The sequence below is a fragment of the Verrucosispora sp. WMMA2121 genome, from assembly GCF_027460185.1.
GTDB classification, from domain to species: domain Bacteria; phylum Actinomycetota; class Actinomycetes; order Mycobacteriales; family Micromonosporaceae; genus Micromonospora; species Micromonospora palythoicola.
On the sequence record NZ_JAPZBH010000006.1, the window covers coordinates 1,165,107 to 1,191,556 of the forward strand.

General features: G+C 70.5%; 19 protein-coding genes. 6 read left to right on the top strand and 13 right to left on the bottom strand.

Translation table 11 applies throughout. The annotated features are described in order from the left end of the window. Positions 1-48 precede the first annotated feature (48 nt). From O7605_RS14305 to O7605_RS14315, 3 genes are all read left to right on the top strand, one after another. On the top strand, positions 49-1,035 hold the full coding sequence (locus O7605_RS14305) for an aldo/keto reductase (RefSeq protein ID WP_269739641.1): 987 nt from the start codon (positions 49-51) through the stop codon (positions 1,033-1,035). Between the two features lie 256 nt (positions 1,036-1,291). Beyond that, entirely contained in the window at positions 1,292-2,308 is a 1,017-nt protein-coding gene (locus O7605_RS14310; protein ID WP_164449989.1) for an ATP-binding cassette domain-containing protein, read from the top strand. Next, positions 2,305-3,162 carry an ABC transporter permease gene (locus O7605_RS14315; protein WP_269739642.1) on the top strand — a complete coding sequence of 286 codons (858 nt, stop codon included), beginning with the start codon at positions 2,305-2,307 and terminating at the stop codon, positions 3,160-3,162. The genes O7605_RS14310 and O7605_RS14315 overlap by 4 nt, the downstream gene beginning before the upstream one ends. 73 nt (positions 3,163-3,235) lie before the next feature. On the opposite strand, the gene O7605_RS14320 is transcribed toward O7605_RS14315, so the two are convergent. The 6 genes from O7605_RS14320 to O7605_RS14345 form a co-directional block, all read right to left on the bottom strand. Continuing rightward, the gene (locus O7605_RS14320; RefSeq protein ID WP_269739643.1) at positions 3,236-6,643 is read right to left on the bottom strand and encodes an ATP-binding protein; all 3,408 of its coding nucleotides are present in this window, start codon (positions 6,641-6,643) and stop codon (positions 3,236-3,238) included. 47 nt (positions 6,644-6,690) lie between these two features. Beyond that, positions 6,691-7,098: a hypothetical protein gene (locus O7605_RS14325; RefSeq protein WP_269739644.1), complete on the bottom strand. Its 408-nt coding sequence runs from the start codon at positions 7,096-7,098 to the stop codon at positions 6,691-6,693. Continuing rightward, positions 7,095-7,355: a hypothetical protein gene (locus O7605_RS14330; protein WP_093401959.1), complete on the bottom strand. Its 261-nt coding sequence runs from the start codon at positions 7,353-7,355 to the stop codon at positions 7,095-7,097. The genes O7605_RS14325 and O7605_RS14330 overlap by 4 nt, the downstream gene beginning before the upstream one ends. Before the next feature lie 19 nt (positions 7,356-7,374). Next, positions 7,375-8,037: a hypothetical protein gene (locus tag O7605_RS14335; RefSeq protein ID WP_269739645.1), complete on the bottom strand. Its 663-nt coding sequence runs from the start codon at positions 8,035-8,037 to the stop codon at positions 7,375-7,377. A gap of 145 nt (positions 8,038-8,182) precedes the next feature. Continuing rightward, positions 8,183-9,568 carry an AAA domain-containing protein gene (locus O7605_RS14340; protein ID WP_269739646.1) on the bottom strand — a complete coding sequence of 462 codons (1,386 nt, stop codon included), beginning with the start codon at positions 9,566-9,568 and terminating at the stop codon, positions 8,183-8,185. A 130-nt stretch (positions 9,569-9,698) separates the two neighbouring features. After that, positions 9,699-11,309 carry a DHA2 family efflux MFS transporter permease subunit gene (locus O7605_RS14345; RefSeq protein ID WP_269739647.1) on the bottom strand — a complete coding sequence of 537 codons (1,611 nt, stop codon included), beginning with the start codon at positions 11,307-11,309 and terminating at the stop codon, positions 9,699-9,701. A gap of 304 nt (positions 11,310-11,613) precedes the next feature. On the opposite strand from O7605_RS14345, the gene O7605_RS14350 reads away from it, so the two are divergent. Next, complete coding sequence (locus O7605_RS14350) at positions 11,614-11,892, top strand: GYD domain-containing protein (RefSeq protein WP_443083984.1); 279 nt, start codon at positions 11,614-11,616, stop codon at positions 11,890-11,892. A gap of 39 nt (positions 11,893-11,931) precedes the next feature. On the opposite strand, the gene O7605_RS14355 is transcribed toward O7605_RS14350, so the two are convergent. Then, entirely contained in the window at positions 11,932-14,286 is a 2,355-nt protein-coding gene (locus tag O7605_RS14355) for an acylase (protein WP_269739649.1), read from the bottom strand. Between the two features lie 286 nt (positions 14,287-14,572). On the opposite strand from O7605_RS14355, the gene O7605_RS14360 reads away from it, so the two are divergent. Next, positions 14,573-17,218, top strand: a complete 2,646-nt coding sequence (locus O7605_RS14360; RefSeq protein WP_269739650.1) for an ATP-binding protein — start codon at positions 14,573-14,575, stop codon at positions 17,216-17,218. A gap of 52 nt (positions 17,219-17,270) precedes the next feature. Then, a complete protein-coding gene (locus tag O7605_RS14365; protein WP_269739651.1) occupies positions 17,271-18,158 on the top strand; it encodes a cellulose binding domain-containing protein in 888 nt (295 codons plus the stop codon). A 134-nt stretch (positions 18,159-18,292) separates the two neighbouring features. Here O7605_RS14365 and O7605_RS14370 read toward each other — a convergent pair whose 3' ends face one another. The 6 genes from O7605_RS14370 to O7605_RS14395 all read right to left on the bottom strand — a co-directional run bounded on the left by O7605_RS14370 (position 18,293) and on the right by O7605_RS14395 (position 26,354). Next, the gene (locus tag O7605_RS14370; protein WP_269739652.1) at positions 18,293-19,474 is read right to left on the bottom strand and encodes a Wadjet anti-phage system protein JetD domain-containing protein; all 1,182 of its coding nucleotides are present in this window, start codon (positions 19,472-19,474) and stop codon (positions 18,293-18,295) included. Then, positions 19,471-22,830 carry an ATP-binding protein gene (locus tag O7605_RS14375; protein ID WP_269739653.1) on the bottom strand — a complete coding sequence of 1,120 codons (3,360 nt, stop codon included), beginning with the start codon at positions 22,828-22,830 and terminating at the stop codon, positions 19,471-19,473. Before O7605_RS14375 ends, O7605_RS14370 begins: the two co-directional genes overlap by 4 nt. After that, entirely contained in the window at positions 22,827-23,420 is a 594-nt protein-coding gene (locus O7605_RS14380; RefSeq protein ID WP_269739654.1) for a DUF4194 domain-containing protein, read from the bottom strand. The genes O7605_RS14375 and O7605_RS14380 overlap by 4 nt, the downstream gene beginning before the upstream one ends. After that, on the bottom strand, positions 23,420-24,877 hold the full coding sequence (locus O7605_RS14385) for a DUF3375 domain-containing protein (RefSeq protein WP_269739655.1): 1,458 nt from the start codon (positions 24,875-24,877) through the stop codon (positions 23,420-23,422). Before O7605_RS14385 ends, O7605_RS14380 begins: the two co-directional genes overlap by 1 nt. A gap of 102 nt (positions 24,878-24,979) precedes the next feature. Beyond that, positions 24,980-25,477: a hypothetical protein gene (locus O7605_RS14390; protein ID WP_269739656.1), complete on the bottom strand. Its 498-nt coding sequence runs from the start codon at positions 25,475-25,477 to the stop codon at positions 24,980-24,982. Positions 25,478-25,907: 430 nt separating this feature from the next. Continuing rightward, entirely contained in the window at positions 25,908-26,354 is a 447-nt protein-coding gene (locus O7605_RS14395; RefSeq protein WP_269739657.1) for a nitroreductase family deazaflavin-dependent oxidoreductase, read from the bottom strand. Between the last annotated feature and the right edge of the window lie 96 nt (positions 26,355-26,450).

Consider the following 26,450-nt stretch of genomic DNA (forward strand, 5'->3'; position numbering starts at 1 on the left):
GCAGGCTGGTGCCGCGTCCACAGGTTCGGGCGCGCGAGAGGAGTTTCCATGCGGTACCGCACGATCGGCAGCGACCCGCGTACCCGGCGCGAGGTCAGCGTGCTCAGCCTCGGGGCGATGCTGTTCGGCACGAAGACCGACGAGGCCACCTCCTACGCGATCCTCGACCGGTACGTCGAGGCCGGCGGCACCTTCATCGACACGTCGGACAACTACGCGTTCTGGATGACCGGCGGGCAGGGTGGCGAGAGCGAGGAACTGCTCGGCCGGTGGCGGCGCAGCCGGGGCATCGGCGACGAGGTCGTCATCGCCACGAAGCTCGGTGCCCGGCCACTGGCCCCCGGCACCAGCTACCTCGACAACCCGGAGGGGCTCTCGGCCAAGGTGATCCGGGAGTCCGCCGAACGGAGCCGGGAACGCCTCGGCATGGACCGGCTGGACCTGCTCTACGCCCACATCGAGGATCACCGGGTGCCCTTGCGGGAGACCGTGGAGGGGTTCGCCGAGCTGGTCGCCGAGGGCACCGTGGGGCTGCTCGGCGCGAGCAACCACCGCACCTGGCGGGTGGAGCGGGCCCGAGCGCTGGCCGCGGCGGCCGGACTGCCCGGGTACGAGGTGCTCCAGTACCACCGCAGCTACCTGCCGGCCCGACTCGACGGACCGACCGACCTCGACGTCGACGGCAACGTGGGCGCGGTCGGCGGCGAGCTGACCAGCTACCTGCGCGCCGAGCCCGGGCTGATCCTGGTGTCGTACGGGTCACTGCTCCGGGGCGCCTATGTGCGACCGGACAAGCCGCTGGGGCCGGAGTACGACCTGCCGAGCGCGCCGGTGCGGCTGGCCGCGCTGCGCGAGGTGGCGGAGCAGACCGGCGCGACGGCCAACCAGGTGGTGCTGGCCTGGCTGATCGACGGCGACATCCCCACCATCCCGCTGGTGGGGGTCTCCTCGGTGGCGCAGTTGGACGAGAGCCTCGCCGCCGTGGACCTGGCGCTGACACCCGAGCAGCGGCACCGGCTCGACACCGCCTGGTGACGGGGCCGGCAAGCCGTCGGACCGGATCACCGCCGGCAGGTGGTGTCGGGACAGCCGCCGCTAGATCAGATCTAGCGGCGGCTGTCCGCCGTCTCGCGCCTGTGTGGTGAGCCGACCACTCCCGTCGGCCAGCGTCGTTGTAGCTGGCGGGCGGCCACGGGGAGGGAGCATTCTGTCGTACCCGTGGGATGTGGTGGGTCGCCGGGTCCGGCGGCCCGGCTCACAGACGTGACGAACGGAAGGACACTTCGCAATCATGAGTAGACGCACCACCGGCCTCGCCATCGAGGCCGAGGGGCTGACCCGGTCGTTCGGCGAGACCCGCGCGCTCGCCGGCATCGACCTGCAGGTTCCGGCCGGTGCCGTGTACGGGCTGCTCGGTCCGAACGGGGCCGGCAAGACCACCGCGGTACGCGTGCTGGCCACCCTGCTTCGTCCCGACGGCGGGCAGGCCCGGGTGTTCGGTCACGACGTGGTGGCCGAGGCCGACGCGGTACGTGCCCGGGTCAGCCTGACCGGCCAGTACGCCTCGGTGGACGAGGACCTGACCGGCACGGAGAACCTCATCCTGCTCGGCCGGTTGCTCGGGCTGCCCAAGTCCGCCGCCCGGCAACGGGCGGAGCAACTGCTGGCCGCGTTCGGGTTGACCGAGGCGGCCGGACGGCAGGTGAAGAAGTACTCGGGCGGCATGCGGCGGCGCATCGACATCGCGGCGAGCATCCTCAACACCCCCGACCTGCTGTTCCTCGACGAGCCGACGACCGGGTTGGATCCGCGCAGCCGCAACCAGGTGTGGGAGATCGTCCGGGCGGTGGTCGCGCACGGCACGACCGTGCTGCTGACCACGCAGTACCTGGACGAGGCCGACAAGCTGGCCAGCCGGATCGCGGTGGTCGACCACGGCCGGGTGATCGCGGAGGGCACCCCGGGCGAGTTGAAGTCGTCGGTCGGCTCCGGCACGGTCCACCTGCGGCTGCGCAACGCCGACCAGCGGCCCGAGGCCGAGCGGGTGTTGCAGGCGACGCTGAGCGTACCGGTGCAGTTGGAGGCCGACCCGGTGGCGATCACCGCCCGGGTGGGTGGCGACGGCAGCGAACTGGACGCCAGCGCACAGGCCGCCCGGGCCCTGGGCGAGTTGTCCCGGGCCGGGATCGTGGTCGACGACTTCTCCCTCGGCCAGCCCAGCCTGGACGAGGTCTTCCTGGCCCTGACCGACCATCCCGCCGTGCCGGCCACCGACGAGCGGGACGACGAGCTGGAGGCAGCCCGATGAGCAGCGACACCGCCACCTCGACCGGCCGGGCGCCGACGGTCTTCGTACCCTCCTCCGAAGCGCTGGCGACGGTCCTCGCGCCGGGCGCCCGACCGCCACGGCCGAGCCCGCTGTCGGCGTCGTTGACCTTCAGCTGGCGGGCCCTGTTGAAGATCAAGCACGTGCCGGAGCAGTTGTTCGACGTGACCGCGTTCCCGATCATCATGGTGCTGATGTTCACGTACCTGTTCGGTGGCGCGCTCGCCGACAGTCCTCGTGACTACCTGCAGTTCTTCCTGCCGGGCATCATGGTGACGAGCGTCGTGATGATCACCATGTACACCGGGGTCGGGTTGAACACCGACATCGAGAAGGGCGTCTTCGACCGGTTCCGGACGCTGCCGGTCTGGCGGCCCGCCGCGCTGGTCGGCATGATCGTCGGCGACGTGCTGCGCTACGTCCTCGCCGCCCTGGTGATCCTCACCGTCGGGCTGGTGCTCGGCTTCCGCCCGGACGGCGGCGTGGTCGGCGTCCTCGCCGGGATCGGCCTGCTGGTGGTCTTCTCCTTCGCGTTCTCCTGGGTGTGGACGTTCTTCGGGCTGATCCTGCGCAGCGAGAAGTCGGTGATGGGGGTCAGCATGATGGTGCTGTTCCCGCTGACCTTCCTGAGCAACGTCTTCGTCGACCCGTCCACCATGCCCGGCTGGCTCCAGGCGTTCGTCAAGGCCAACCCGATCACGCACCTGGTCTCGTCCGTACGCGCGGCCATGGCCGGCACCACGGACGCCTCGGCGATGATGTGGATCGCCGTCTGGAGCGCCGCCTTCATCCTCGTCTTCGGCCCCCTAACCATGCACCGCTACAACCGCCGCTGACCCGACCCGCAGCCCTGGATCTTGGTCCGGAGGCGCCCCTCGGAGGGCGCTTTCGGACCAAGATCGCTCCTGGTCAGAGGTGCCAGGGGAGGGGGGTGGGTGGGAGGTAGCGGCAGGCGGCGCCGGTGGAGATGGTGGCGCGCAGGTGGGTGGCGAGGGGTGGGTGCCGCTGGTCGAGGCGGCGGAGCGTGTCGCGGATGCGGGCGGTGACCGTCTTGCGGGCCCGTTCCGCCTCGTCACCGAGCCGACGGGTCCGGCCGGCCAGCCCGGCGGCGGCCCGCAACTGGTCGATGAGCGCCTGCCGCTCGGTGTCCAGCGCCGCCACCCTGTCCTCGTCGCCGCGCCCGGCCGCCAGGTCGATCTCGTCGTCGAGCCGTGCCAGGTGGCGCCGGTACCGGCTCTTCGCTTCGTCGTCGAGCACCTGATCGCCGCCCATCCGGCGGGCGGCGACGAGTTCCGGCCCGGCGGCCGGATCGAGCATCTCGACGGCGGGCACGTCGACGCCCGGACGGCCGAGCAGCAGGCGCAGATCGTGCAGCCCCTTCGCGTCGGGCAGATGCACGGTGCTACCACCGAAGGTGAGTCGCCAGACGGCCCCGTCGCGACGGAACTCGTACGCCGGACCGACCGCACCACCGGTGACGGCCGTACCGGCTGGCACCGCGCCCACGGCCGACGCCCAACCGGCTGCGGCTGCTCCCACCGCCACCGGACCAGCCGCCAGCTCCGCCACTGCGCCGGCCACCGACCCGCCAGGCGACGCCGAGCCCGCCGACGCTCTGTCGGCCGTGGCCGAGCCGAAAGCCGGGACCGCCTCCGCGGGCCGCTCGGGTGCCTCGGTGGCCGGCACGACCGGTGCGACGGCGGCGAGTCGGGCCAGGAGTTGCGGCATGTCGAGGTCGCGGGCCTCGCGCCCGGCCTCGGCACGCAGGGCGGCGGCGATCGTGGCGTCGTCAGGCCCAGCCCGGGCGGTCAGCGCGTCGACCAGCGCGGTACGGGCGATCAGCGACCACGGCCGGGCACCCATCCGGTCGGCGGCGGCGCGGGCGGCGGAGAAGCCGGCGACGGCGTCGTCCCAACGCCCCTCGGCGGCGTCGACCACGGCGAGCCAGTGATCCACCGGACCGCTGAGGTCGCAGCCGTACAGCGAGACGAGCCACTGGCCCCGATACGGCAGCAGCGCCTGACGCACCTCGGCGCAGCGGCTCGGATCGGCGACCGTGGCCTGGGCGCGCAACCGCAACCACATCGGCGAGACCGACCCGGCGAACCGGGTGCCCGCGGCTTCGAGCTCCGCGATGAGGTCTGCCGCCGTGCGGTGGTCACCCCGTTCGGCGGCGGTGATCGCCCGCAGCAGGCCGAGCTGCGGATGATCGGTCTTGGCGAGCCCGTCGAGCAACGCGTCGGCATCGTCGAGTCGGCCCCGTAGCAGCAGCAACGCCCAACGCAGATGATGCCCGAGGAAGGCGTGGTCGGAGTGCTCCCACTCGTCCAGCTCGCCGAGTTCGTCGTAGCAGGCCTGCGCACCGGCGAAGTCGCCTCGGAAGGCGGCGATGATGCCACCGTCGATGGCCGCCGCCATCTGGTGCCGCGGCTTGCCGGTCTGTCGTCCACCGGTGACGAAGGCGGTGAGTTCGTCGAGGTAGTGCGGGTCGCCGAGTTCCAGCAACGCGACCCAGCGCAGCGAGGTGGACCACAGCTCGGTCTCCCGGTCACCGTTGCGACGCGCGACGTCGCGAATCTCGCCGGTGAGGGCGGACCGGTCGGCGGCGGTGCCCAACCCCCAGGTGGAGTCGTGTCGCACCCACAGGCTGAAGGTGAGTGCCTCGTCGTCGCGCGTCGACCGGGCGAGCGTCTCGGTGGCGGTCATCAGGTCGGCTTCCAGGACGGCCGGTCCGACGCTGGCGGCGGGCTCGCCGATGAGCCGCCGGTACGCCTCGCGCAGCAGCGCCTCGCCGTCGATGCCGGCTACGGGGTCGAGTTGCCAGTGGCGACGTACGTTGAGTGCGAAGCGGGCCAGCACCGCCGGGTCATCGACCGTGAGGGCCAGCGCGGCGGCCTCGCTGAGCAGTTGGCGCGCCTCCTCCCGGGCACCGCAGTGGAAGAGCTGGTCGGTCAACGTCGTCACGATCTTGAACTGTTGGAGTTCGTCCCGCACCACCTCCAGAGCCCGCCGCAGGTGCAGGGTGGACTCGTCGAGCGCCAGTCGACACCTGGCGTCCCGCGCGGCGTCGAGCAGCAGTTCGGTGACGCGGAACTCGTCCAGATGGGCACCGGCCAGCCATGCGTGGCGGGCCACGTCGGCGGGGATCAGCAACCGGCCCAGCGTGTCGTGCTCCTCGACGGCCCGCACCACGGCGGCGTGCCGCGCTGCGCGGTCGTCCTCGGTCAGCGCGTCGTAGAGCGTCTCGCGGACCAGGTCGTGCGCGAATGCGTAGCGGTCGTCGCCCATGCCGAGCAGTAGTCGGGCGGTGACCGCGACCTCCAGCAACTCACCGACCCGGGGTGTGGGCAGGCCGACACCGGCCGCCAACACCTCCCCGTGGAACTCCCGGCCCAGCACGGCGGCGACGGTGAGCGCGTCGACCACCATGGCGGGTAGATGCTCCAGCCGCCGCCGCACCACCTCCCGTACGCCGGGAGGGATGGTGGCCAGCGTGCCGTCGGCGTGCCAGAGCCGGGCGGTCTGCTCCACGAAGAACGGGTTGCCGCCGGTGCGCCGGTGCACGTCGTCGACGCAGTGCGCGTCGGGTGTCCGGCCGGCGGTGCGGGTCATCAGCTCGCCGACCTCGTCCCGGCTGAGGCCGGTGAGGCTTATCGAGGTGGCCTTGGCCACCAGCGACATCAGCAACGGCCGCAGCGGGTGGTCGGCGGCCTCCACCTCGGCGTCGCGATAGGTGCCGACGAGCAGCAGCCGCTCGAACCAGGTGTGCTGGGCGGCGAACCGCAGCAGTCGCATCGACGCCGGGTCCGCCCAGTGCAGGTCGTCGAGGATCACCATGACCGGCCGGCGTTGCGAGACGGCGACCAGCGCGGTGGTGACCGCGTCGTAGAGCGCGAACGCCTCCTGCTCCGCCGCGTCGCCCTCGCCGCGAACCGACGTCAGGACGCTGCCCTCACCGTGGACGGTGGCCGACACCAGAGGACTCGCCTCGCCGAGCAGCAGGGCGAGCGCCGGCTCGGCCGACTCCCGGGCCACCGTCCAGTCCTCCGCCGACCGGCGCAGCCGGCGCAACACCTGCGTCCACGGCCAGTAGCCGGGTGCGCTGGCCGAATCCCAGCAGGCGCCACCGAGCACCAGCGCACCCTGTCGACGGGCCTCGTCGGCGGCGGCGGTGACCAGGGTGGTCTTGCCGATGCCGGGCTCACCGGCGACCAGGACCAGCCCGCCGTGGCTGGCGGTGGCGCGGTCGACCTCGGCCCGCAACAGACCGGCCGGATGATCCCGCCCGATCATGAATCCGCCCGCCCGCACGCTCATGGCAACCGACGGTAGCCGACCGGACCGACACCCCGGGCCGTCCCGGTTCAGCGCGCGTCGGTCACCACGTGGGCGCAGGCGACGCAGGCGGCCGGCCCCTGTTCGGCGAACCAGCGGCAGGTGCGCCGGATGGCGCAGCGGGGCAGTTCCACCTCCGGTTCGCCGACGGTCTGCGCGTACGACGCGACGAGGCGCTCGCCGAGCCCGCAGTGCTCGCCGGTCCAGAAACCGCATCGGCTGGTGACGCAGGGGCCGGCGAGTCGGTAGCGGGTCTCCACCGCGACGTCGGCCTCCGTCGCGGCGGCGACGGCCACCTCGGCGGGCAGGGCCGGGGTCACGTACGCGACCCGGCCCGCCGGGGTGATCATGCCGAGGAAGACCGTGGCGTTGCCCGTGGGCGTACTCGGGCACATCCGCTCCCCCGGCCCGTCCGGTCCCCGCGGCGGTCGGGTCACTTCTGCAACCAGAAGCCGATGTCGTTGATCTTCTCGCCGAGGTCCTGGGCGAACGGACCGTCGATCACCCACAGGCCGTACCACTCGGGCCGCAGCCGCAGGTTGGCGTGGCCGAGGGCGAGCGGGTTGCTGAGCTTGGTACCGGCGACCGAGAGCGCGGCCAGACCGGCCTTCTGGATCTCACCGGCGATCTGGCTCTGCTGCTCGGATGTCAGGTCGACGCCGTCGACCACGAAGCGGAACTCGTGGCGTGCCATGGTGTTTCCTCCGGTTCGTTCAGTAGGTGTCGGTGCGCAGCCCGCGTCGCAGGGCCGCCCTGGTGAAGGCCGCCCAGCCGGAGCGGGAGGCGGCGTCGAGACGGCCCACCCGGTGCCGCCAGGTGGCGGCCCCGGCGGTACGCACGCCCCACAGTTCGCGGCACGCCGCGACCGCGAAGGCGACCTGCTCGGATGAGCCGGTGAAGCCTGCCGCACCGTCGACCACGCGCAGCCCACCGTCGGCGGCGACGCTCACCTGGCCGAAGTGGTGATGCAGGCTGGCCAGGGTGCCCAGGTGGGCGTGGTCGGCTCGGCCGGCGAGGAAGGCGGCGAACGGCCGATCGGCCGCCACCACCCGGATGGCGCGCAGGGTGAACGCCGCCCCGGCGGCGTCGGCCGCGCCGACCACCTCGACGGGCACACTCCACGCACCCGGTGAGTTCGCCGACCAGAACGCCAACCAGGCGCCCAGCCGCTCGTGCAGATCAGGTTGCAGGGCCGCCGGGGCGGCCAGTCGTGCGGTGGCGATCCCGTCGCGGACGACCGCCGATGCTGCCGGGTGAACCGGGACGGCCGCCGCGGCGGATGGGGTGAGCACGGTTGCGGTGACGGCCGCGGCCGAGGCGACCGCGGTGCCGGCGAGCAGCCCGCGCCGGGACAACGAAACGGATGGGGAGGTCATGGTCCGCCTTTCTCCGACGGCCTAGGCACCCCACGCTATCGACGGCGACAGATCATCTGAACCGCCGTTGTATCGGGACACCGACATGAATCCCGGTGATCGACGACGGCGTGAATCCGTTCATCCTGCATGCCGTCGCCGCTGGTCAACGCGGCGGTGCAGGCACCGTGGCGAGGTGGGCGAGGATGGCCTGGTTGGCCTCCCAGCCGTCGGGGAACCGGACCGGCACGTCCAGTTGCGGCACCTCGGTCGAGGGGTGGGCGTCCAGCAGGTCGCCGATGCCGGCGCGGGCCACCACCAGGCAGGCGTGCCGGTGCCGGGAGGTGAGCACGCAGAGCCGCCCCGACTCCAGGTGGAAGGCGGTCGCGTCGCGCCGCCCGGAGAGCGGGTGCAACACGATCGTCACGTCGTACTCCCGGCCCTGGAGTCGGTTGGCGGTGTCGACGGTGATGTCCGCACCGGCCTCGCCGAGTCGCGCGCGGATGGCCGCGACCTGGTCACGGTGCGCGGCGCCGACGGCGATCCGGTCCGCGGTGACCGGCGCGCCACCGGGCGCCTGCTCACTGACCGCCACCGCCCCGCGCCGCAGCACCCGCAGCGCGAGCGCGGCGCACGCGGCGGCGGCTTCCCCGTCGGTACGCAGGGTGTGCCGGGGCGGCAGCTCGTGCAGCGCCCAGCCGGTGGCGGCGGCCGACTCCACCGCCCGGTCGACGGCGTCACCCGACCCGGGCGTGGTGAGGTGCAGGGCCCGGTCGTCCGGGCCGGTGCCGGCGCGGAAGCCGGTGAACGGGTAGAACGCGCGGGACACCACCGGGGCCGCCGAGGCGGGCAGCCGCCAGGAGACCGGCAGCCGACGCACCGGCAGGTGCGGGTTGTGCCGCAGCAGCACCGCCACCGCCGACTGCATCGGATCCCAGGTCAACCCCGCCCACCGACCACTGTCCACGGTGGAGAACGGGTCGAGCTGCCCCGGATCACCCACGAACAGGGCGCGTTCGAACCTGCCGGCCACGCGCAGCAGGGCGTCCGAGCGCATCTGGTACGCCTCGTCCACGATCGCCCACGGCCAGCAGCCCTCGGTGACCGTGGCCCACTTGGCGGCCGTACCGATCACCACGGCCGAGGCGGCCAGGTCGGCGGCCTTCGCCGCGACCCGGACCTGTGGATGCGCCCGCACCCGGGGCGACGCCCGGTAGTCACCCGCCGAGAGCCGCCCGATCCGCAGCTGCGGCGCCTTCGCGGCGAGCCGGTCGATCAGGTCATCGACCTGCTCGTTGGTCTGCGCAATGATCATCAGTGGCGCGCCGTCGCCCGACCCGCCGCCGCCCGGGTCGGTACCGCCCGACCCGCCGGTGGCCAGTTCGACCGCGGCCCGTACCACCAGGGTCGACTTGCCGGCCCCCGGCGGCGAGTCGACCACCACGCCCCGGTGCTCCCCGGAACGCAGATCGGCCAGCACGGCGGTGATCACGCGCTCGGCCTCGACCCCCGGCGGCACCACCAATTCCGGCGGCAATCCGATCTTCCCCACCGGCCGCACCCTACCGCCAGCTGTCCTGTCCCGCGCCCGCCCGCTCGGCGACAGCCACGAGATGCGGCATGTTGGGCCCGCTAGCTCGTGGGAAGGCCCAACATGCCGCAAGCCGCGAGGGACGGAGCGGTCAGTGAACGATGACCGGGACCTTCGGCTGGTCCCCCGGCTGATCTCCGGGCTGGTCGTCGAGCAGGTGGGACCGTTCCCGGCGCCGGGGCAGGAACGCGGCCGGGATGAACGTGGCCGCCACCAGGGCGAACGCCACCCAGAAGGTGGTGGCGAAGGAGTTGGCGGCGAAGTCCAGCCCACGCTCGATCAGCGACGGGTCGGGAATCTGCTGTGCCAGCTCCGGCCGCTGCTGGGCGGCGATCGCCAGGCCGGCCTCGGTGACCGGGTTGCCGTTCTCGTCGGTGAGGCCGGGGACCTGCCGGGAGCCGTTCAGCTCGTTGGTCAGGATCACCGACATCACCGCGGCGCCGACTGATCCACCGATCTGCTGGAGGATGTTCACCAGCGTGGAACCTCGGGCCACCTCGTGCCCGGTCAGCGTCTTCAGCGCCGACGTCATGACCGGCATCATCGTGCCGCCCATGCCCAGGCCCATCACGAACAGCGAGCCGCAGAGCAGCACGTACGAGGTGTCGGCGTCGAGCTGGGTGAAGGTGAAGAACCCGGCGAGGATGAGCAGCAGCGCGAACGGCACCGTCCGGCCGACCGGCACCTTGTCGGCGAGCATGCCGGCGATCGGCATGGTGACCATGGCACCGAGGCCCTGCGGAGCCATCAGCAGGCCGGCATGCAGCGTCGACTCACCGCGTACCTGCAGGAAGTAGCTCGGGAACAGCAGGCCGGCACCCATGAACGCGATGATGAAGACGAACATGGTCAGCGCGGCGACGGTCAGCCTGCGGTTACGGAACAGCCGCAGGTCGAGCAGCGGGTGCCGGGGCTTGAAGGAGTAGATGACGAACGCCACCACCAGTGCGGCACCGACCAGCATCGGCCCCCACACCTCGGGGTCGGCGAAGGTCCCGGCCTCGGGCAGCGTGGAGACGCCGTACAGGAAGAGGGCGAGACCCGGCGAGAGCATCAGCATGCCGAGGAAGTCGAACGACTCGGAGGGCTGCGGGCTGTCCTTCGGCAGGGCCAACTGGGCGTACACCAGCGCGACGATGCCGATCGGCAGGTTGATCAGGAAGATCCAGTGCCAGCTCGCCACGTCGATCAGCCAGCCGCCCAGGATCGGGCCGCCGATCGGGCCGAGCAGCATCGGGATGCCGAGCACCGCCATCAGCCGGCCGATCCGGTTCGGCCCGGCCGCCCGCGTCATGATCGCCATGCCGATCGGCATCAGCATGCCACCGCCGAGACCCTGCAACACCCGGTACGTGATCAGCTGGCCGATCGTGTCGGCGGTGGCGCACAGGCCGGAGCCGATGGTGAACAGCGCGAGCGCGATCATGTAGAGGCGTTTGGTGCCGAACCGGTCGGCGGCCCACCCGCTGAGCGGGATGACCGTGGCCAGGGCGAGTGTGTAGCCGGTCATCGTCCACGCCACCCGGGCGTACGAGGCGTCGAACTCGCTCTGGAACGTCGGCAGGGCGACGCTGACCACCGTCACGTCGAGGATCGACATGAGCGCACCGAGCACCACGACGCCGGCCACCTTGAGCACCGCGGCGTCGAGCTTGTCCGAGGTCGGAACAGGCTGCGGTGCCGCGACAGATTGCTGTGTCACGAGGTCTCCCGTTGTTGGAACTGCCCATGAAACGAGCGGTGGTGGCCGACGTGGCGCCGATTGGCCGACGCGACGGCGGAGGTGAAGCCCGCACGGCACAGTAGCTCCCGCGAACGACACTTCGCCGCCCGTTTAGCGACCAGCAGAGGTTTCTGTGAGCACGGCCACGGTGACTCTGCGCCGCCAGGCGTGACCGGACGGGAAACGGGTAGGCGCGGCACGCGGTCAGGGCCGGGCAGACGGCGGGAGAGGTGGTGCCAGCGTGGCGAAGTTCCTGGTCACAGCGATCTACACGATCCCGGGCATGGCCGGGTTGGCCAAGGAGGGCGGCACGGCGCGGGCCGAGGTGGTCGAGGCCCTCATCGAGAACGCCGGCGGGCAGGTGGAGGCGGTGTACTACGCGTTCGGCCAGTTCGACCTGTACGTGCTCTGCGAGGTGCCGGACAACGTGACCGCCGCCGCGCTCGGCATCGCCGTACGGGCGGCGGGTGGCGTCGACGCCCGTATCGTGCCGCTGCTGACCACGGCGGAGATCGACGCCGCCGTCCGACTGCCCATCACCTACCAGCCGCCGGCTGCGTGACGTAGGTCCGGACGGACGGCGCCGCTCCACGTCACTCAATCAGCGGCGGCGCTCCCCCACCCGGTAGGTGACCAGGTTCGGGTCGGCCCGTAGCTGCCTCTTGGTGAACTTGATGGTGTCCCAACCCTTGGCCGAGTACAGCCGGGTCTGGTCGGCGTACCAGGGCGAGTTGGGGTTGGCCGACTGCGAGTAGGTGAGCAGCTGCCGGCCCGACGGCCCGTCCCGGCTCAGCTCGACGGCCATCAGGTACGACGTGCCGTGCCGCACCTTCGGGTAGCCGACGCCGGGCTGCACCTGGTTGATGATCATGTTGAAGACACCGGCCTCCGGCCAGCCGCCGTGGATGGGGATGCGTTCGGTGCCCCGAGGTTCGCTCTGGATGTCGCCGAGGCGGGCGTCCAGCGGGATGCCGCCGAGCAGTTTCACGGCGTCGGCGAGCGCCGTGCGGACCCTCGGGTCGTCGACCGCGAGCCGGTTCGGCGTGGTCAGCGGCGCGGCCGGATCGAACGGGTCGGCGAACCGCAGGCCGCCGGCCCGGGCGAACTCGGTGAACACGTGCGAACCCCGGCTGTCCAGGTCGACCCGGAGGTCCCAGCCACGGAGCGCGGCGCAGGCGGCCGTCAGGTCGACCGTGGTGCCGTCCGAGGCGGTGGCCGTCGGCTGGGCCTCGCAGAGCCGGACCAGGTCGTCGCGGACCAGTTCGCCGCCGTACGCCCGGTTGCCGAGCGTCACGTCCCACAGCCGGCCGGTGGTGAACCCCCGGCCGGGCAGCCCGTCGGTGCCGGCGAGTCGCTGCCGCACCTGGTGCACGCCGAGCCGGGTCCGCAGGCTGCGGACCGTCCGCTCGTCGCCGACGATGCGCGGGTACCCGACGAGCGGGCGAGCCGGGTTGGCCAGCCAGTAGCTGTCGTTGGAGTTGGTCACGTAGTCGTCGCGGACCAGCGTGGGCAGGTTCGCCGGTCCGAGGATGCCGGGCACCGCCGCGTCGCGGTCCCGACCCAGCTCACAGGCGGAGCGGGAGCCGTCGAGGACGGCCTGGCCGCTCGTCGCGTACAAATTCTGGAAGGGAGCTGGAATGCACGCGGCGGCGAGGGAGTCGGTGACCCGGGGCACGACGGAGTGGTCCGCGTAGAGGGCCCGTCCGTGCCGGTCGGCGGCGATGACGTTGACCCAGGGCAGGAACTGCCGCCGGTCCAGCACCGACCGCAGCTCACCCACCGAGCGCGCCCGGCCCATGGCGAGCCAGCCGTCGAGCGCCCGGTTGTTCGTGGCGTTGACGTCGGTGATCGCGTACGCCGTGTCGGTGGTCCAGTCGAAACGGCCCGGCACCACGACGACCGGGCCGAAGTGGGTGTCGTGGAGGGTACGGCTAATCGGCCCGGCGGGGGTCCGGACGGTGACCGTGCGGGCTGTCATCTTCCGAGTCCGGCCGTCGTAGCGGTAGCTCGTCGGGTCGCCGGGCACCAGCGTGAGCCGGTGCCAGACGAAGCGGCGGGCGGTGGAGACGGTGTGCGACCAGGCAATCTTGCCGTTGTGCCCGATCTCGACGAGCGGATCGCCGATCAGGGCCGCGCCCTCCACGTCGTACCGGCCGGGCACCTTCAGCCGCATCCGGTAGAAGCGCTCGTCGCCGTCCCACGGGAAGTGCGGGTTCGCCAGCAGCATGCCGGCGCCGCTGGTGGTGGCGCGGCGTCCCAGACCGTACGCGTTGCTGCCCACCCCGGCCGGCGCACCGTCCCGGGCGGTGACCACGGCTTCCGCCCGCGGGGCGCTCACCTTCGCGTCGCTGCCGTCCGCACCCGGTGGCGTGGCGGCGACGATGCCGTCGGCGAGTGCGCCGGAGCTGGCCCGGACCATCCGGGCCCGGTTGGCCCGCCACAGGTCCAACTCGGTGACCGGACGTACCCACTCCTGCCCGGCGCAGGCCGGGTCGTTGATCTTCTTCCGCGCTCCCCGCAGGTAGGCGTTGTAGCCGGCGGCGAAGCCGCGCATCTGATCGCGTACCTCGTCGGAGGGTGCGCTCAGGCCGTCGCGCCGGCCGACGAGCCAGCGCTCGGCGGCCCGGTCGTCGATCGCCTTCTGGTGGAACAGGTCGCTGGCGACGTTGTCGGTGTCCGCGCCGAACCAGCGGGACCGCTGGCCGTTCACGGTGACCAGCTGCTCGGCGATCAGGCAGACGTTGTCCTCCGCCTGCGCGTACCCGACGCCGTAGCCGAGGCTGGCGAAGTCGCGCGCGGTGATGTGCGGTACGCCGTACGAGGCCCGCTGGATCAGGGCCGAGTAGCCGCCGCCGCGCGCGACGGCGGTCCCGCCGGTCACGGCGAGACCTGCGGCGACCAGGACGGTGGCGGTGGCCGCGGCTGTTGCTCTGGCGACGATCCGTCGCGCCCTCATCGGACAGCTCTCTTCATGGACGTCTCCCCGTGGTGTCGACTGTGCCCGGTCAACTCGTTGCCCAACCGAGGCTAGTCACATCGACCGATCTGGCAATCGGGGATCACCACCACCCGCCTCCGGGATCACCCTCAGAGTAGGGGCCCAACCACGCCACATTGATCACCGTGGCCGAGTGCGGCTGACCGTAGTGCCATGACGGAGAGCCGGCCGGAGGAGGTCCCAGGTTGCACCGGTGCTGACAGGATTGAGGCGGCGGAACTGATGCATTGGGGGTCCGATGCCGGTGGACACCTTTGTCGACCGCGAGCGCGAGTTCGAGGTCGCGATGGCCCAGGTTCAGTCGGCCTGTGCAGGCCGCGGAGGTTTCCTCGTCATCGACGGTTCGGCGGGCATCGGCAAGAGCGCGCTGCTCGCGAAGCTCGCCGAGTCGGGAGGTGCGCCGACATTCTTGTCGGTGCGCTGCCACGCCCAGGTAGGACACCTTGCCGCCTACGGACCTCTGGTCGATCTCGCGTGGCTCATCGAGCAGAGCACTCCACGTCACCGCCGCCTGCTGCGCCGCTCCGGCGAGGGAATGAAGACCCGGTGGCCCGAACTGCTGACCATGGTGCCTGGCGTGGGGGAAGCGCTGAAGATGGTCGCTGAATCCCTGTCGGGACCAGTGCCCGGCGCACCGCTGGTGGACCACCGCACAGCTGCCCGGTCGATGGCGGAGGCAACGCTTGCGCTACTGCGGGCGAAGCACCCTGCCGTCGTGATGATCGATGACGTGCATCGGATCGACGGGAGTTCCTGCGCAGCGCTGTCCTACCTTGCCCGCGCCGTGCAGAGCGAGCCGGTGCTGTTCGTATTGGCGCTGCGCCACGACGAGACACCCGACAATCCCGCTGCCCAGCAACTGATCGACGACCTGCAACTGCAAGGTGCCCGTCAGGTTCGGCTCGGCGGTCTGCCGCCTGCCGCCGTCGAACAGCTCGGTCGCCTGCTCGCCGGGTCGACGTCTGCCCAGGTGACCCGGCGGCTCGTTGATCAGACTGGCGGGCATCCCCTTCTGCTGCACTACTGCCTCGGCAGGGGAAGACCGCTTGCCGCGCTACCCGCCGCCGACGATGTCGCCGGAGAGGTAGGCCTGCGGGCAGAGGACGACGCAGATGCCCTGCTCACCCGCGTCCGGCTGGTGATTCAGGCCCGGCTGCGACGACTGTCCTCGGAAGACCTACGCCTGCTGTCCATCGCGGCTGTACAGGGCCGCTCATTCCACAGCAGTGTGGTGGCACACATCGCGGGACAGGACCACGATGTGGTGGCGCATCGGCTACACCGGCTGGCGACTGAGACGGGCATGCTGTACCCGGTCGGAGCCGATGACTGGGACGATGTGCTGAATGCCGATCGTTACTCTTTCGAGCACGATCTGCTCCAGGAAACCCTCTACCGAGACCAGACCGAGCGGCAGCGCCGCGAGCGGCATCGCAAGGTGGGCCGCATCCTGTACCAGCATTCACGGAACTTCGCCGACCTGAACCAGGAGCTCGCGTTGGACCTGATCCGGCATCACCGGCTCGGTGGCGACTGGTTGTCGGCAGCGAAGGTAGCGCACGATACCGCCTGTCGCCTGGCCGGCACCGGTGCCTCCACTCGCGAGGTCATCGCGATCGCCGAGCAGGGTCTGCACGATGTCAGACATGCGGCACCGGTGCCGGACGCCGACCGGCTACGCGCCCAGCTGATCGAGCTGCTGTTGACCGCAAGTGAGTTGAGCTGGCGTACCCGGCCGGAGGCAGATGGCACCGTACGTCTCGAGGCGCTGTCGGCCGAGGCGCTGGAGGCCGCCCGCACCGCCAACGACGAGGCGCTCCAGGTCCGGGTGCGATATCTGCACGGCAAGGTTCTGCTCTATACCCGTGGCGTCCCGGCCGCGATCGGCCCACTCCAGGAGGCCTGGGAGACCGCACTCGACAGTGGCGATTCAAAGAACATCCTCCTGGCTGGTTGTGAGTACGGACGGCAACTGCCGAAGGTGAACGTCGAGGCTGGCCTCGACGTACTCCGCCGAACCGAAGAGGCCGCTGACGCCCTCGCCGACGACGGGGACGATCCCGTCCTGCAACGTGCCCGGCACATGACTGCTTTGCAGCTGGGGGTCAGCCTTCTCGATGCGGGCCGGCTCGGGCCAGCCCTCACCCGTCTGCGGGCCGCGGTGCCCGACGTCCGCCGCAGGCCGGCGCTCGGTCTACTACCGATCGGTCTCAACTACCTGGCGCAGGGGGAGACCGCTGTCGGCAACTACGCAGAGGCGGAACGGTTGCTGACCGAAGCGACAGCGCTGCACGACGCCGACGAGCCGGACGGTTGGCACGCGGTCAACCTCGCGTATCTCGGTAGTCGGAGGGCGTTGGACCAGCACGACTCCGGCGGACTCGCGCTTCTGGAACAGGCCCGGGACGAGGCAGAGGCGACCTGGCAGGCGAACCTCGCCCCGCTCGTGGCGAATCTATACGCAGCGAGTCTCATCGCGCTGGCCACCAACAGCCCCGCCATGATGCGGAAGGCACTGAGTGTCCTCAATGAGACGCTTACTGAGACGCGGCGCACCGGCATGCGGCGCAGTGAGATAGCCGCCCTGTCATTGCTCGGCGAGTGGCACCGCCTGGAGGACCTGCTCCCGCAGGCAATGGCGTTCAGTGAGCTGGCCGTCGACCACATCAGGACGGCTGACTGGAAGATCCCGGCCGTCTGTGTGGAGGAAGTGCTGTACCGGCACAGCCGCATCCAGGAGGCGCTCGGCGACGAGCAGGGCGCGCGGGAATCCGTGATCCGTGCCGCGTCCGAGGTGAACCGCAAGGCCGACAGCCTGGACGGCGATGCCCGTGTCCGTTTCCTCCGAGACGTTCCCCTGAACAGAGCCATCCTCGCAGCGGCCGCCTGAAATATTCCGTGGCCATTGAGATTCATGCATGTCGCTATCTAGCATGCGGACCATGAGTGCTCGTCGGGTCACCCTCGTCGCCGTCCTCGGCATCGTGCTCGGGCTGTCCGGCACCGCCGTCGCCCACGCGGCCGACGATCCGGTGCTGACCACTCCCGGCGCGCCGGTCGTGGTGGCCAACGAGCCACACCAGCTCACCCTGACCTGGGCACCGTCGACCTGGATCGGTGAGCCCGGCGGGACGCCCATCCAGCACGAGGTCCGGGCGTGGCTCGGCCCCAACGTGTACCGCAGCCTCGGCACCACCACCGGCACCGACCTCACGCTCACCGATCTCGCGCCGGGCACCGAATATCGGCTCACCGTGTGGGCGTACACCAACGCCGGGTACTCCCTCGACTCGTCGGTGACCCCGGTGCGCACCGCGTACGGGAAGGCGCGGGTCAGCTACCGCAACCTGAGCTGGTCACCGACGGACAACCAGATCCAGCACGTCCTCCAGGTCGTCAACACGGGCACCGCCCCGCTCGACCTCGCGGACGTGCGGATCCGCTACCACGTGACGTTCGAGGGTGGGAACACCTCGCTGGTCACCAACTGCGACTGGGCGGCGATCGGCTGCGCGAACGTGCAACGCCACATCGAGTACTTCCCACCGCCCCTGCCGCCCGGCCCGCCGACCCCGACGCCCACTCCAACGGTCTTCCCGCCGCCCGGCACCCCGGTCCCCGGCTGGATCGAGCTGACCTTCACCGGTGGGGAGCTGGCCCCTGGCGAGTCGACCGGGCCCATCTACCTCCGCCACCACCGCCCGAACTGGTCCGCGATCGACGAACGCGACGACCGCAGCTGGCAGCAGCCCTCCGGCGAGTGGACCGACAACAGCCGGATCACCCTCGACGTCAACGACATCCGCGAGTACGGCGACACGTACGCCTGAGCCGAGCAACGTCCGCGGCAATCTTGCACTTACTGTCGGGACAGAGCGAACAAACCAGTCATCTCGACGACCGGAAGTGCAAGATCGCCGTGCAGGGGCGTCAGTGGATCGGATAGCTATAGGCGGGCGACGGATCAACCTGTCAGCACCTGCTCCACGACGCTGAACCGGATCCGCTCCTGCTCCAACCGCAGGGCGGGTGCGTAACGGTCGGCGACCAGATCGCGGTACACCTGCGACTCGTCGGGAGTCAGGCGAGCCAGCTCCACCGCGACCGGAGTGGCCTCCCGGCCCCAGTGGGCCCGGTGCCGCAGCAGCGTGTCGGCGTCCATCAGCGTCGACGCCGTGTGCGGAAACACCTGGCGAAGCCGGTCGAGAATGGCGAACCCATGGGTGTCGATGTCACCCCAGTAGGTCAACTTCCGGTCGTGCAGCCAGGCCAGCGGTGCCAGGGCACGCACCGCATAGCCGCCGCCGAAGACCGCGATTGTGTCGGGGACCGGCGGAAGCGCGAGGTATGTGGTCTCGTTCTCCACGACGAGCACCCGCGCGACGTCGGGCGGGCAGGCGGCCAGCTCGTCGACGCGTACGGTCAGCTCGCTGAACGGTCCGAGCGCCGCCGGCGCAGGCCGGGTGAGCGCCCGCAGCCGCACGTACGCCGGTTTGGTGCGGAACCGGTACCGCTCGGCGAACCGGCCCGGCGGTTGCGCCGGGTCGACCCGTTCGGGTGCCAACTGCCGGTCCAGCAGCTGGGCAAGGACGCCCCGGTGCTGCTCGATGAACTTGGTGTCGACCCCGGGCACGTCGATCTGCCGCACATACCGCTCGCTGCTGGGGTGACGGTCGATCCAGCGCACAACGTCGACCAGGCGGGGCCAGCTCGGCTCGTGGTCCAGCACCTTCATCGGTTCGGCGATCATCCACTCGACCAGGCCGGGGACGCTGGACCGGGTGGCCTCGACCAGCCGCAGGAACGTCTCCACCTGCCGCTTCACCCGCAGCAGGGACCACATCCGGTCGGCACTGTCGATGACGGCCCGATGCGGCACCTCGTTGCTGCCGACGAGTCGCCCGCCGACGCGTTTCCACTCCAGGCGGACCAGGGTCGGGTCGACGGCCTGCCACGCGGCGAGCCAGTCCTGAGCGGCGCCGAAGTTCTCGCCCAGTTCGACGGCGGTGGGCGCGCGCAGCGGCACGACGATGGGCTCCCACCGCTGCCGCGCGTACGCGGTGAGCAACTCGCCGGAGTTCCACCGACGCCGCAGCTTCGCGACGAGGTCTGCCGGCGTGGACCAGCGCGTTGCCGGCACGGTCATTGCCCGACGGTGACCAGATGGGCGAGCTGGTGCGTATCGCGCTGCTTGTGGTACTCCTCGATGCTGAGGCTGCGCAGCCGCGAGTTGCTGCCGGTCGGGTTGTCGACGAAGCCGACGGCCGACACGTACGGCTCGATCACGTGGATCTTCTGCAGCGGGGTGACGATGAGCAGTTGCAGTCCGAGCCGCTGGAACAGTGCGAGCGCGAACCGGGTCGACTCGTCCGAGCCCCGGCCGAACGCCTCGTCGATGACCACGAAACGGAAACTCTGGTCGCGGTCGGTGGTCAGGTCCAGCTTGAACTGGTACGCCAGCGACGCGGCGAGGATGGTGTAGGCGAGCTTTTCCTTCTGCCCGCCGGACTTGCCGCCGGAGTCGCTGTAGGTCTCGTGCTCGCTGTCGTCCTCGCGCCACCGCTCGGAGGCGGAGAAGACGAACCAGTTGCGCACGTCGGTCACCCGCCGCGCCCAAGCCTTGTCGATGTCGGTGAACCCCGGCCGGCCCCTGAATCGTTCGATGAGCTGCTTGACCTGGAGAAACTTCTGCTCCGAGTACTGGTCGGCGTCGTCGCGCGCGAGCGAGTTCTCGGTACAGGCGCGCAGGTCGCTGATGAAGTCGCGGATCTCCACGTTGGGAGTGCGGTTGCCCTCCAACCGGATGTACCGGCCGTCGTTGTAGTCGATGTCCACGAGGGACCGGTTGATCGTGTCGATCCGTTCCCGGATGAGATCGGCCTGCTTGTGCAACTGGGAGTGGAAACCGGCGATGTCGCGGATGGTGTTGGTGTTCAGGTACGTCTTGAACTCGTGCTCGAACCGCGGCAGGTCGTCGCGGACCAGCCGCTCGTGCATCACCCGGTACTCCGGCGCGGACTGGATGGAGCTGTCGAGTTCGGCGGCCTCCACCGGATAGGTGTTGCGGAAGTCCTCCATGGCGCGTACCGCCCGGTTGCTGGCCAGTGCCGACCGGCGGGCCGACTCGTCGCGCTCCCTGGTGAACTGCGCCTCGGCAGTGCCGCGCAACTGGTCGTACTCCTGCGGGCTGGACAGCGGGGTCTCCCCGGCCAGCTCGGCGATGGCCGCGAACCAGCGTTCCGCGTCGCGCGCCGCCGGCTCCCGTAGCAGCGCCTCGGCGTCCCGCTGACCGTGCGCGGCCTGTTCCAGATGTACGTCGGTCTGGGCGATCCGACGCTGTAGGGCGTCGCGCTCGGCGCTGTGGGTGTCGATCTCCTTCAGCACCGCGTTCAGCCGAGCGGTGATCCGCTCCAGCTCCCGCGACGCGCCTTCGAGCTGCTGCTTCTCCTGGCGCAACCCGTGCACCCGCCGGGCCGAGGACTGCCAGTCGACGTCGGCGAAGTCGGTGGCTTCGGCGAGCTTGCCCAGCACGCCGAGCCGGCGGTTGAGGGCGTCGAGCCGGTCGACGACCGCGTCCCGGTCGCGCACCGCCTGAGCCTTGTCGTGGGTGAGTACACGTGCCTTGGCCAGCAGCGCGTCGATCTTCGACTCGATGCTCCAGCCCAGCACGTACGTGCTGCGGTCGTCGATGCGGCTGCGGTCGTCCTTCTCGTGCCGGCCGCCGGTGTCCTTGACCTGGCCAGCTTCGGTGATCGCCCGCTCGGCGCGGCGGAACTCCTCGACCGTCTGCACGCACTCGTAGCCGGCGCGGCGGCGCAGCTGCCGTTCCAGCCAGGGTCGCAGCGGCGAATCCTTCAACTCCAGCTTGGCGAAGAGCTGCCGGCCGGCGTCGGCGGGCAGCGGCTCCGCCTGCCGGGGCACGGTCGCCGGCACGCGGTAGTAGACGAGCCGTCCGCCGAGGTGGTGCCGGTCGACCCATCCGGCCACGGTCGGGTAATGCTCGTCGGACACCAGGATCGACAGCGCGAAGCCGCGCAGCAGCCGCTCGGCCGCCCCCTCCCAGTCGGCGGCGTCGGCCCGGACCTGGATCAGCTCGCCCGCGAACGGCAACGCCGCCTCGGGCAGCTTCAACTCGGCGCAGATGCGTGATCGTAGATCGAGGTTGCGTCGGGGGATGTTGCTGCGCCGCTCCTGGAGGCTGCGCAGCTCGGCGTTCACCTCGCTCTCCTGCTGCTCCAGATCCCGCACCCGCACCGCGGCGTCGGTCAGCTCGTTCTGCAGGGCGGCGCGATGCTCCTCGGCACCGGTCAGCTCGTCGGTGATCTCCCGTTGCCGGGCGGTGAACTGCTCGATCGTCTCCACCGGCGGGAGGCCGGCCTCGGCCAGCAGGCCACTGAACCGGTCAGAGCGGCGGCGCCGTTCGTCACGGGTGCCCTCGGTGTCGGCGATCTGCCGTTCCAGTTCGGCGATCCGGTCGCCGCCGTGCCCGGCACGTTCTAGCTCCAGGCGTTGCCGCTCGGTCCCCAGCTCGTTGAGCGTCGTCCCGGTGGCGGCCAGTTGTCCGTGCAGCTCGGCGAGCTCGGCGGTGTGCGCCGCCACCCGGGCTGCGTACAGTTCGGCCTTGCCTCGGGCACAGAAGTACGGCAGCGCCTCCCGCTTCGCGTCCAGCTCGCCGATGGCCTGACCATAGGTGTCGTACGCGTCGCAGGCGTCGAGCAGCGGCTTGAGCGCGGCCAACTGTTGGCGGGCCTTGACCACCGCCTCGTGCGCCTTGGTCAGATCCTGGAAATGCTCGACGAGGCGACGGATCCAGCCGCCGGTGTCGAAGGGCTCCAGCATGTGCTGGCGGACGAAGTCGTTGAGGTCACCGACCGCCTTCATCGACACGGTCTGGTGGAACAGCTCCATCGCCTGGTCCGAGGCGATGCCGAGGCGGTGGCGAAAGTCCCGGCCGTACTCGGGGAAGTGGTCGTACACCTTCGCGCCGGACTGGCGCAGCCGCCGCTTGAGCTGGCCGATCTCGGAGCCGAAGTCGGCGAAGTCATCCGCGATGGTCAACTCCTGGCCGGCGGTCAGGTAGAAGCGCTCCGGCTGGCCCGGGTTGCCGTCGTGCAGCCAGAACACCTGCGCCAGGCTGACCGTCGCGCCGCTGGCCGGCTCGATGAAGACACCGAGTAGCACCGAGTAGCAGGAGCCGCGGCGCAGGCCGACCGGTTCCGAGGCGCCGGTCTTCTCGTTGCGCTCCGACTTGTAGTGGCCGAGCACGTAGGAGCGCAGCGATCGCTCCCGGGTGTCGGCGCCGGCCGCCTTGTTGTACGAGATCCGGTTGGCCGGCAGCAGCAGCGTGGTGATGGCGTCGACGACGGTGGACTTGCCGGAGCCGATGTCCCCGGTGAGCAGGGCATTGGCCCCGTCGAGGTGCAGCGCCCAGACCTGGCCGTCGAACGTGCCCCAGTTGTGCAGCTCCAGCCGCCGCAGGCGGAACCCGCTCTCGGCGGTCATCGGGTCGCCTCCAGTTCTGCGGCGTACTCGGCCAGCCGGGCGTCGAAGTCCGCCAGCCACTGCGCGTCGACGAACGCCTTGATGATGCGCCGCACCTCGTACGTCGCCTCGGTGTCGTCGATGCGGCGCAGGAAACCCAGCTCCACGATCTTGTTGAGGTGGCCGTCGATCTGGTCGATCAGCCGAGCCTCGCTGGTCGAGGTTGGCAGGAAGACCGCGCACAGGTCCACGATCTGCTGCCGGGTCAGCACCAACCGGGTGTCGGCGTTGCTGGCGTCGAACTCAGCGAGCTTCTTGCGCAGCAACGCCAGCAGCAGGCTGACGTGGAACGACAGCGCCCGGCGCGGGATGAGCCGGGGAACGGCCGGCTGCGTCTCGTCATCGCCGGGCTGGGAGCGCAGGAACGCGTACCCTTCGGCCTCGTCGATGACGACGGTGAGGCCGAGCACGGCGACGTAGTCGCGGACCTGTGCCTGCAACTGCGTCAGGTGGTGCCACGGCACCGGATGCGTGTCGCGGTAGACGACACCCTTCATCAGGTGGGCGGCGGCCACCGAGAGACTCGGCTCGTCGCTTCTGGTCGTGGCCATCACACCGCCTCCGGTACGGGCACCCGGCGGACGAAGGAGACGGCGGGCAATAGTGCGGTCCGGGTCCGGCCGTCGGTGTCGCACCAGCGCACCTGGTCGCGCCGGCCGTCGTCGAAGACCACGTCGAACGCCGGGTCGCGCAGCGACAGGTACGTCACCAGCTCCGCCAGGCCCTGCTCCAGTGGGCGGTCGGCGAGCACGTCCGGCAGGGACACCTGAGAGTTACGGCGCAGGGCTCCGCGTACCGCGTCGGTCAGCCGGGCCGGATCGACGTACACCTGCTCGAAGAGCCGGGAGACGTCGATGTCCGTCTCGCCGGTGTCGACCGTGCTGTCCAGGGTCTGCTTCGCCCGGGGCCGGTACAGCGGGCGTTCCATCGGCAGCACCACCTGCGGGGCCGGCGCGTCGACGGCGAAGACCAGGTCGTTGGTGGGCTGGTCGCGCAGCGCCAGCGCGTGCGCCTCGATGCCACGCAGCAGATCCATCACCCGCCGGTTCTCCAGCCACACCTGGTCGTCGAGGAACCGGCGCAACTGCTCGGACAGCAGCCGTACCGTCGCCTGGGTGCGCTCCGCCGCGTCGAGCCAGTCGTAGTGGATGCGCCGCATGCGCGGATCCGCCTCCGCGATGACATCCAGCGACTGGACCCGGGCGAGCAGGTCGGTGAACTCCTGCTGGCGCTGCGGCGACAGCAGGAAATCATAGAAGGCGTGGAAGCTGCGCCCCTGGTCGGAGTCCGCGATGGCGTGCCGGTTGCCGACCACCTCGTCGAGCAGTTCACCCTTCGAGCCGCTCCAGGTGGCGATCTTCTCGCGCAGCGCCCGATCCAGCGCCCGGAAGTTCGCCTCGACCTCACGGAAGTCGGCGAGCAGCCCGCGCGCCGTCGACACGAACTGCTGGTAGCGATCCCGCTGCGCGGCACCGTCGAGCACCTCCACCTGCCCGCCGCGCACCTTGGCGATCTCCGCGTCGATCGCGTCGCGGCGCGCCTGCAACTCCGCAAGCCGGGCGTCCGGGTCGGTCTCCGCGCCGTAGGCCATCTGGCGCAGCAGCTCCAGCACGATGTTCAGCCGGGACTCGGTGCCGACGAACGACCGGTCCTGCAACGACTGCACCCACGACAACGCCCGTTCCACCGCCGGCGTAGCGTCGAAGTGCACCTCGTCCGAGTCGGGCGGATAGTACTTCCGCAGCCAGCCCACCTCCGGCTGCGCCCAGTCGTCCAGGTACGCCTTGGCGGGGCGCGGAAAGGTGCCGGCGCCATGCCGCTCGTTGAGCGCGAACAGCTCGTCGGACAGCCGCGCGGTCAACTCGACGCCGGAGATGGAGCGTACGTTCTCCTCGACGAAGACCCGCCCCAGAAAGCCCAGCACGAGCGCGGCATGATCGGCACGCAACAACCGCCACGCCGCGTTGTTACGGCGCAGCCACTCGACCTCGTCGAACTCGATGGTCACCGCCCCATGCCCACCCCTGACCGGCCAACTCAAACCCCGCCCATGCTAGAGCCCGCCACGGACATTCGTGTACGGCTGGCCGCCGCAGACGTCGCTCCGGATTCAGAGCCGGTTCTTCACTGTCGTCACGACCTGCCCATCCACCGTCGTCGCTTCACACGTCAGACTTACCGACTGGCTGACCTGCGGCAGCAGTGTACTCGTGAGCGTGTAGCGGGCAGCGCCATTGACGGCAAAGCCCGAATCCGTCTCCCACGATTCCTGCAACTCCACGTCGTTTAGGGACACCAGGATCCCATCCGGCCCAGCTTGACCTGCCCGCCTCTTTGCCTCGCGCTCCAGGGCGGTCCGACATTCCCGTTGGGCCGTTTCCAAAGTCAGACTGTCCCTGCTGCTAACCCAGACGAGGGCGGCCACGGCGACAGCGATCAGAGCCACAGCCATGCTGGCGACGGCAAGAATGGCGGGCAGCTTGCTGCGCTTGTCCCAGCCGTTCATCGGTGGCTGGGGATGTCCGAGTTCGGTAGGTGGATCCTGCTGGTTCGGACTCGCCGGTGCAGCCACTTGATGCGGCTGTTGGCTCGGGTACGGATCGGTCATTCTTTGGCCTCCCCACGTCGTGTCAGCTTGTCGATGCTGCTCACCTCAGGTTCCTGAGGCCACGAGTTGTCGGGTAGGCGACTGCGGGTGTGGCCGGACGGTCAGGGAGCGACCATGATCCGGTGACTGAGCAGACAGTCCTGTAGGTACGGGTCCTGTCGAGCTGAGGGCGTCAACGAGTCGAGCGACCGCTCGTCGATGCCATGAGGTCGAGCCCGTCCGGCCCGGGACGCCTCAGGGGGCACGACCCTCGGTCGGCCTGCCGCTACGGCGGTCGAGGATCCCGATAGCGCGAACGGCTCAGCTCGACAGCAGCCGAGGGCAACATCCCGGCTGGCGGCCGTGGCGTCGTGGCTGACGCACCGGCAGACGACGGTGTCCAGGTATCAGAGAACGCAGCCCAGTGCCCGCCGGAGCACCCAGCGACTGCTCAGGGTGCCGCTGGGACCGGTTCGAGGACGAAGACGGGGATCTGGCGGTCGGTCTTGCGCTGATAGTCGGCATAGTCCGGGTACGCCTCGACCGCCCGGCGCCACCAGACGGCCTTCTCGTCGCCGAACACCTCACGGGCCCGGTACTCCCCGGTCTTTGTCCCGTCCTGAAGCTCGATCACCGGATCGGCGACCAGGGCGGCGTACCACTGCGGGTTTTTGGGTGCGCCTCCCATCGATGCGACGGCCGCAAAGTGTCCGTCGTGCTCGACCCGCATCACCGGCGTCTTGCGGAGCTTGCCGGTCTTGGCGCCCCGGTAGGTCATCAGCACGATGGGCCGGCCGGCGATCGTGACGCCGTCGGTCGTGCCGTTACGCACGATCTGATCGACCTGCTCGCGGACCCACTCCAACGCGCTCGGCTCGTAATCACCCGTCAATCCCATGCGCCCAACGTACGCGACCTCTATGGACGCCGCCCATTCTCCAAGGCCGCCCCTGCGACCTCGTCGATCATGCAGTTGTGGCACCAAGTAAAAAGG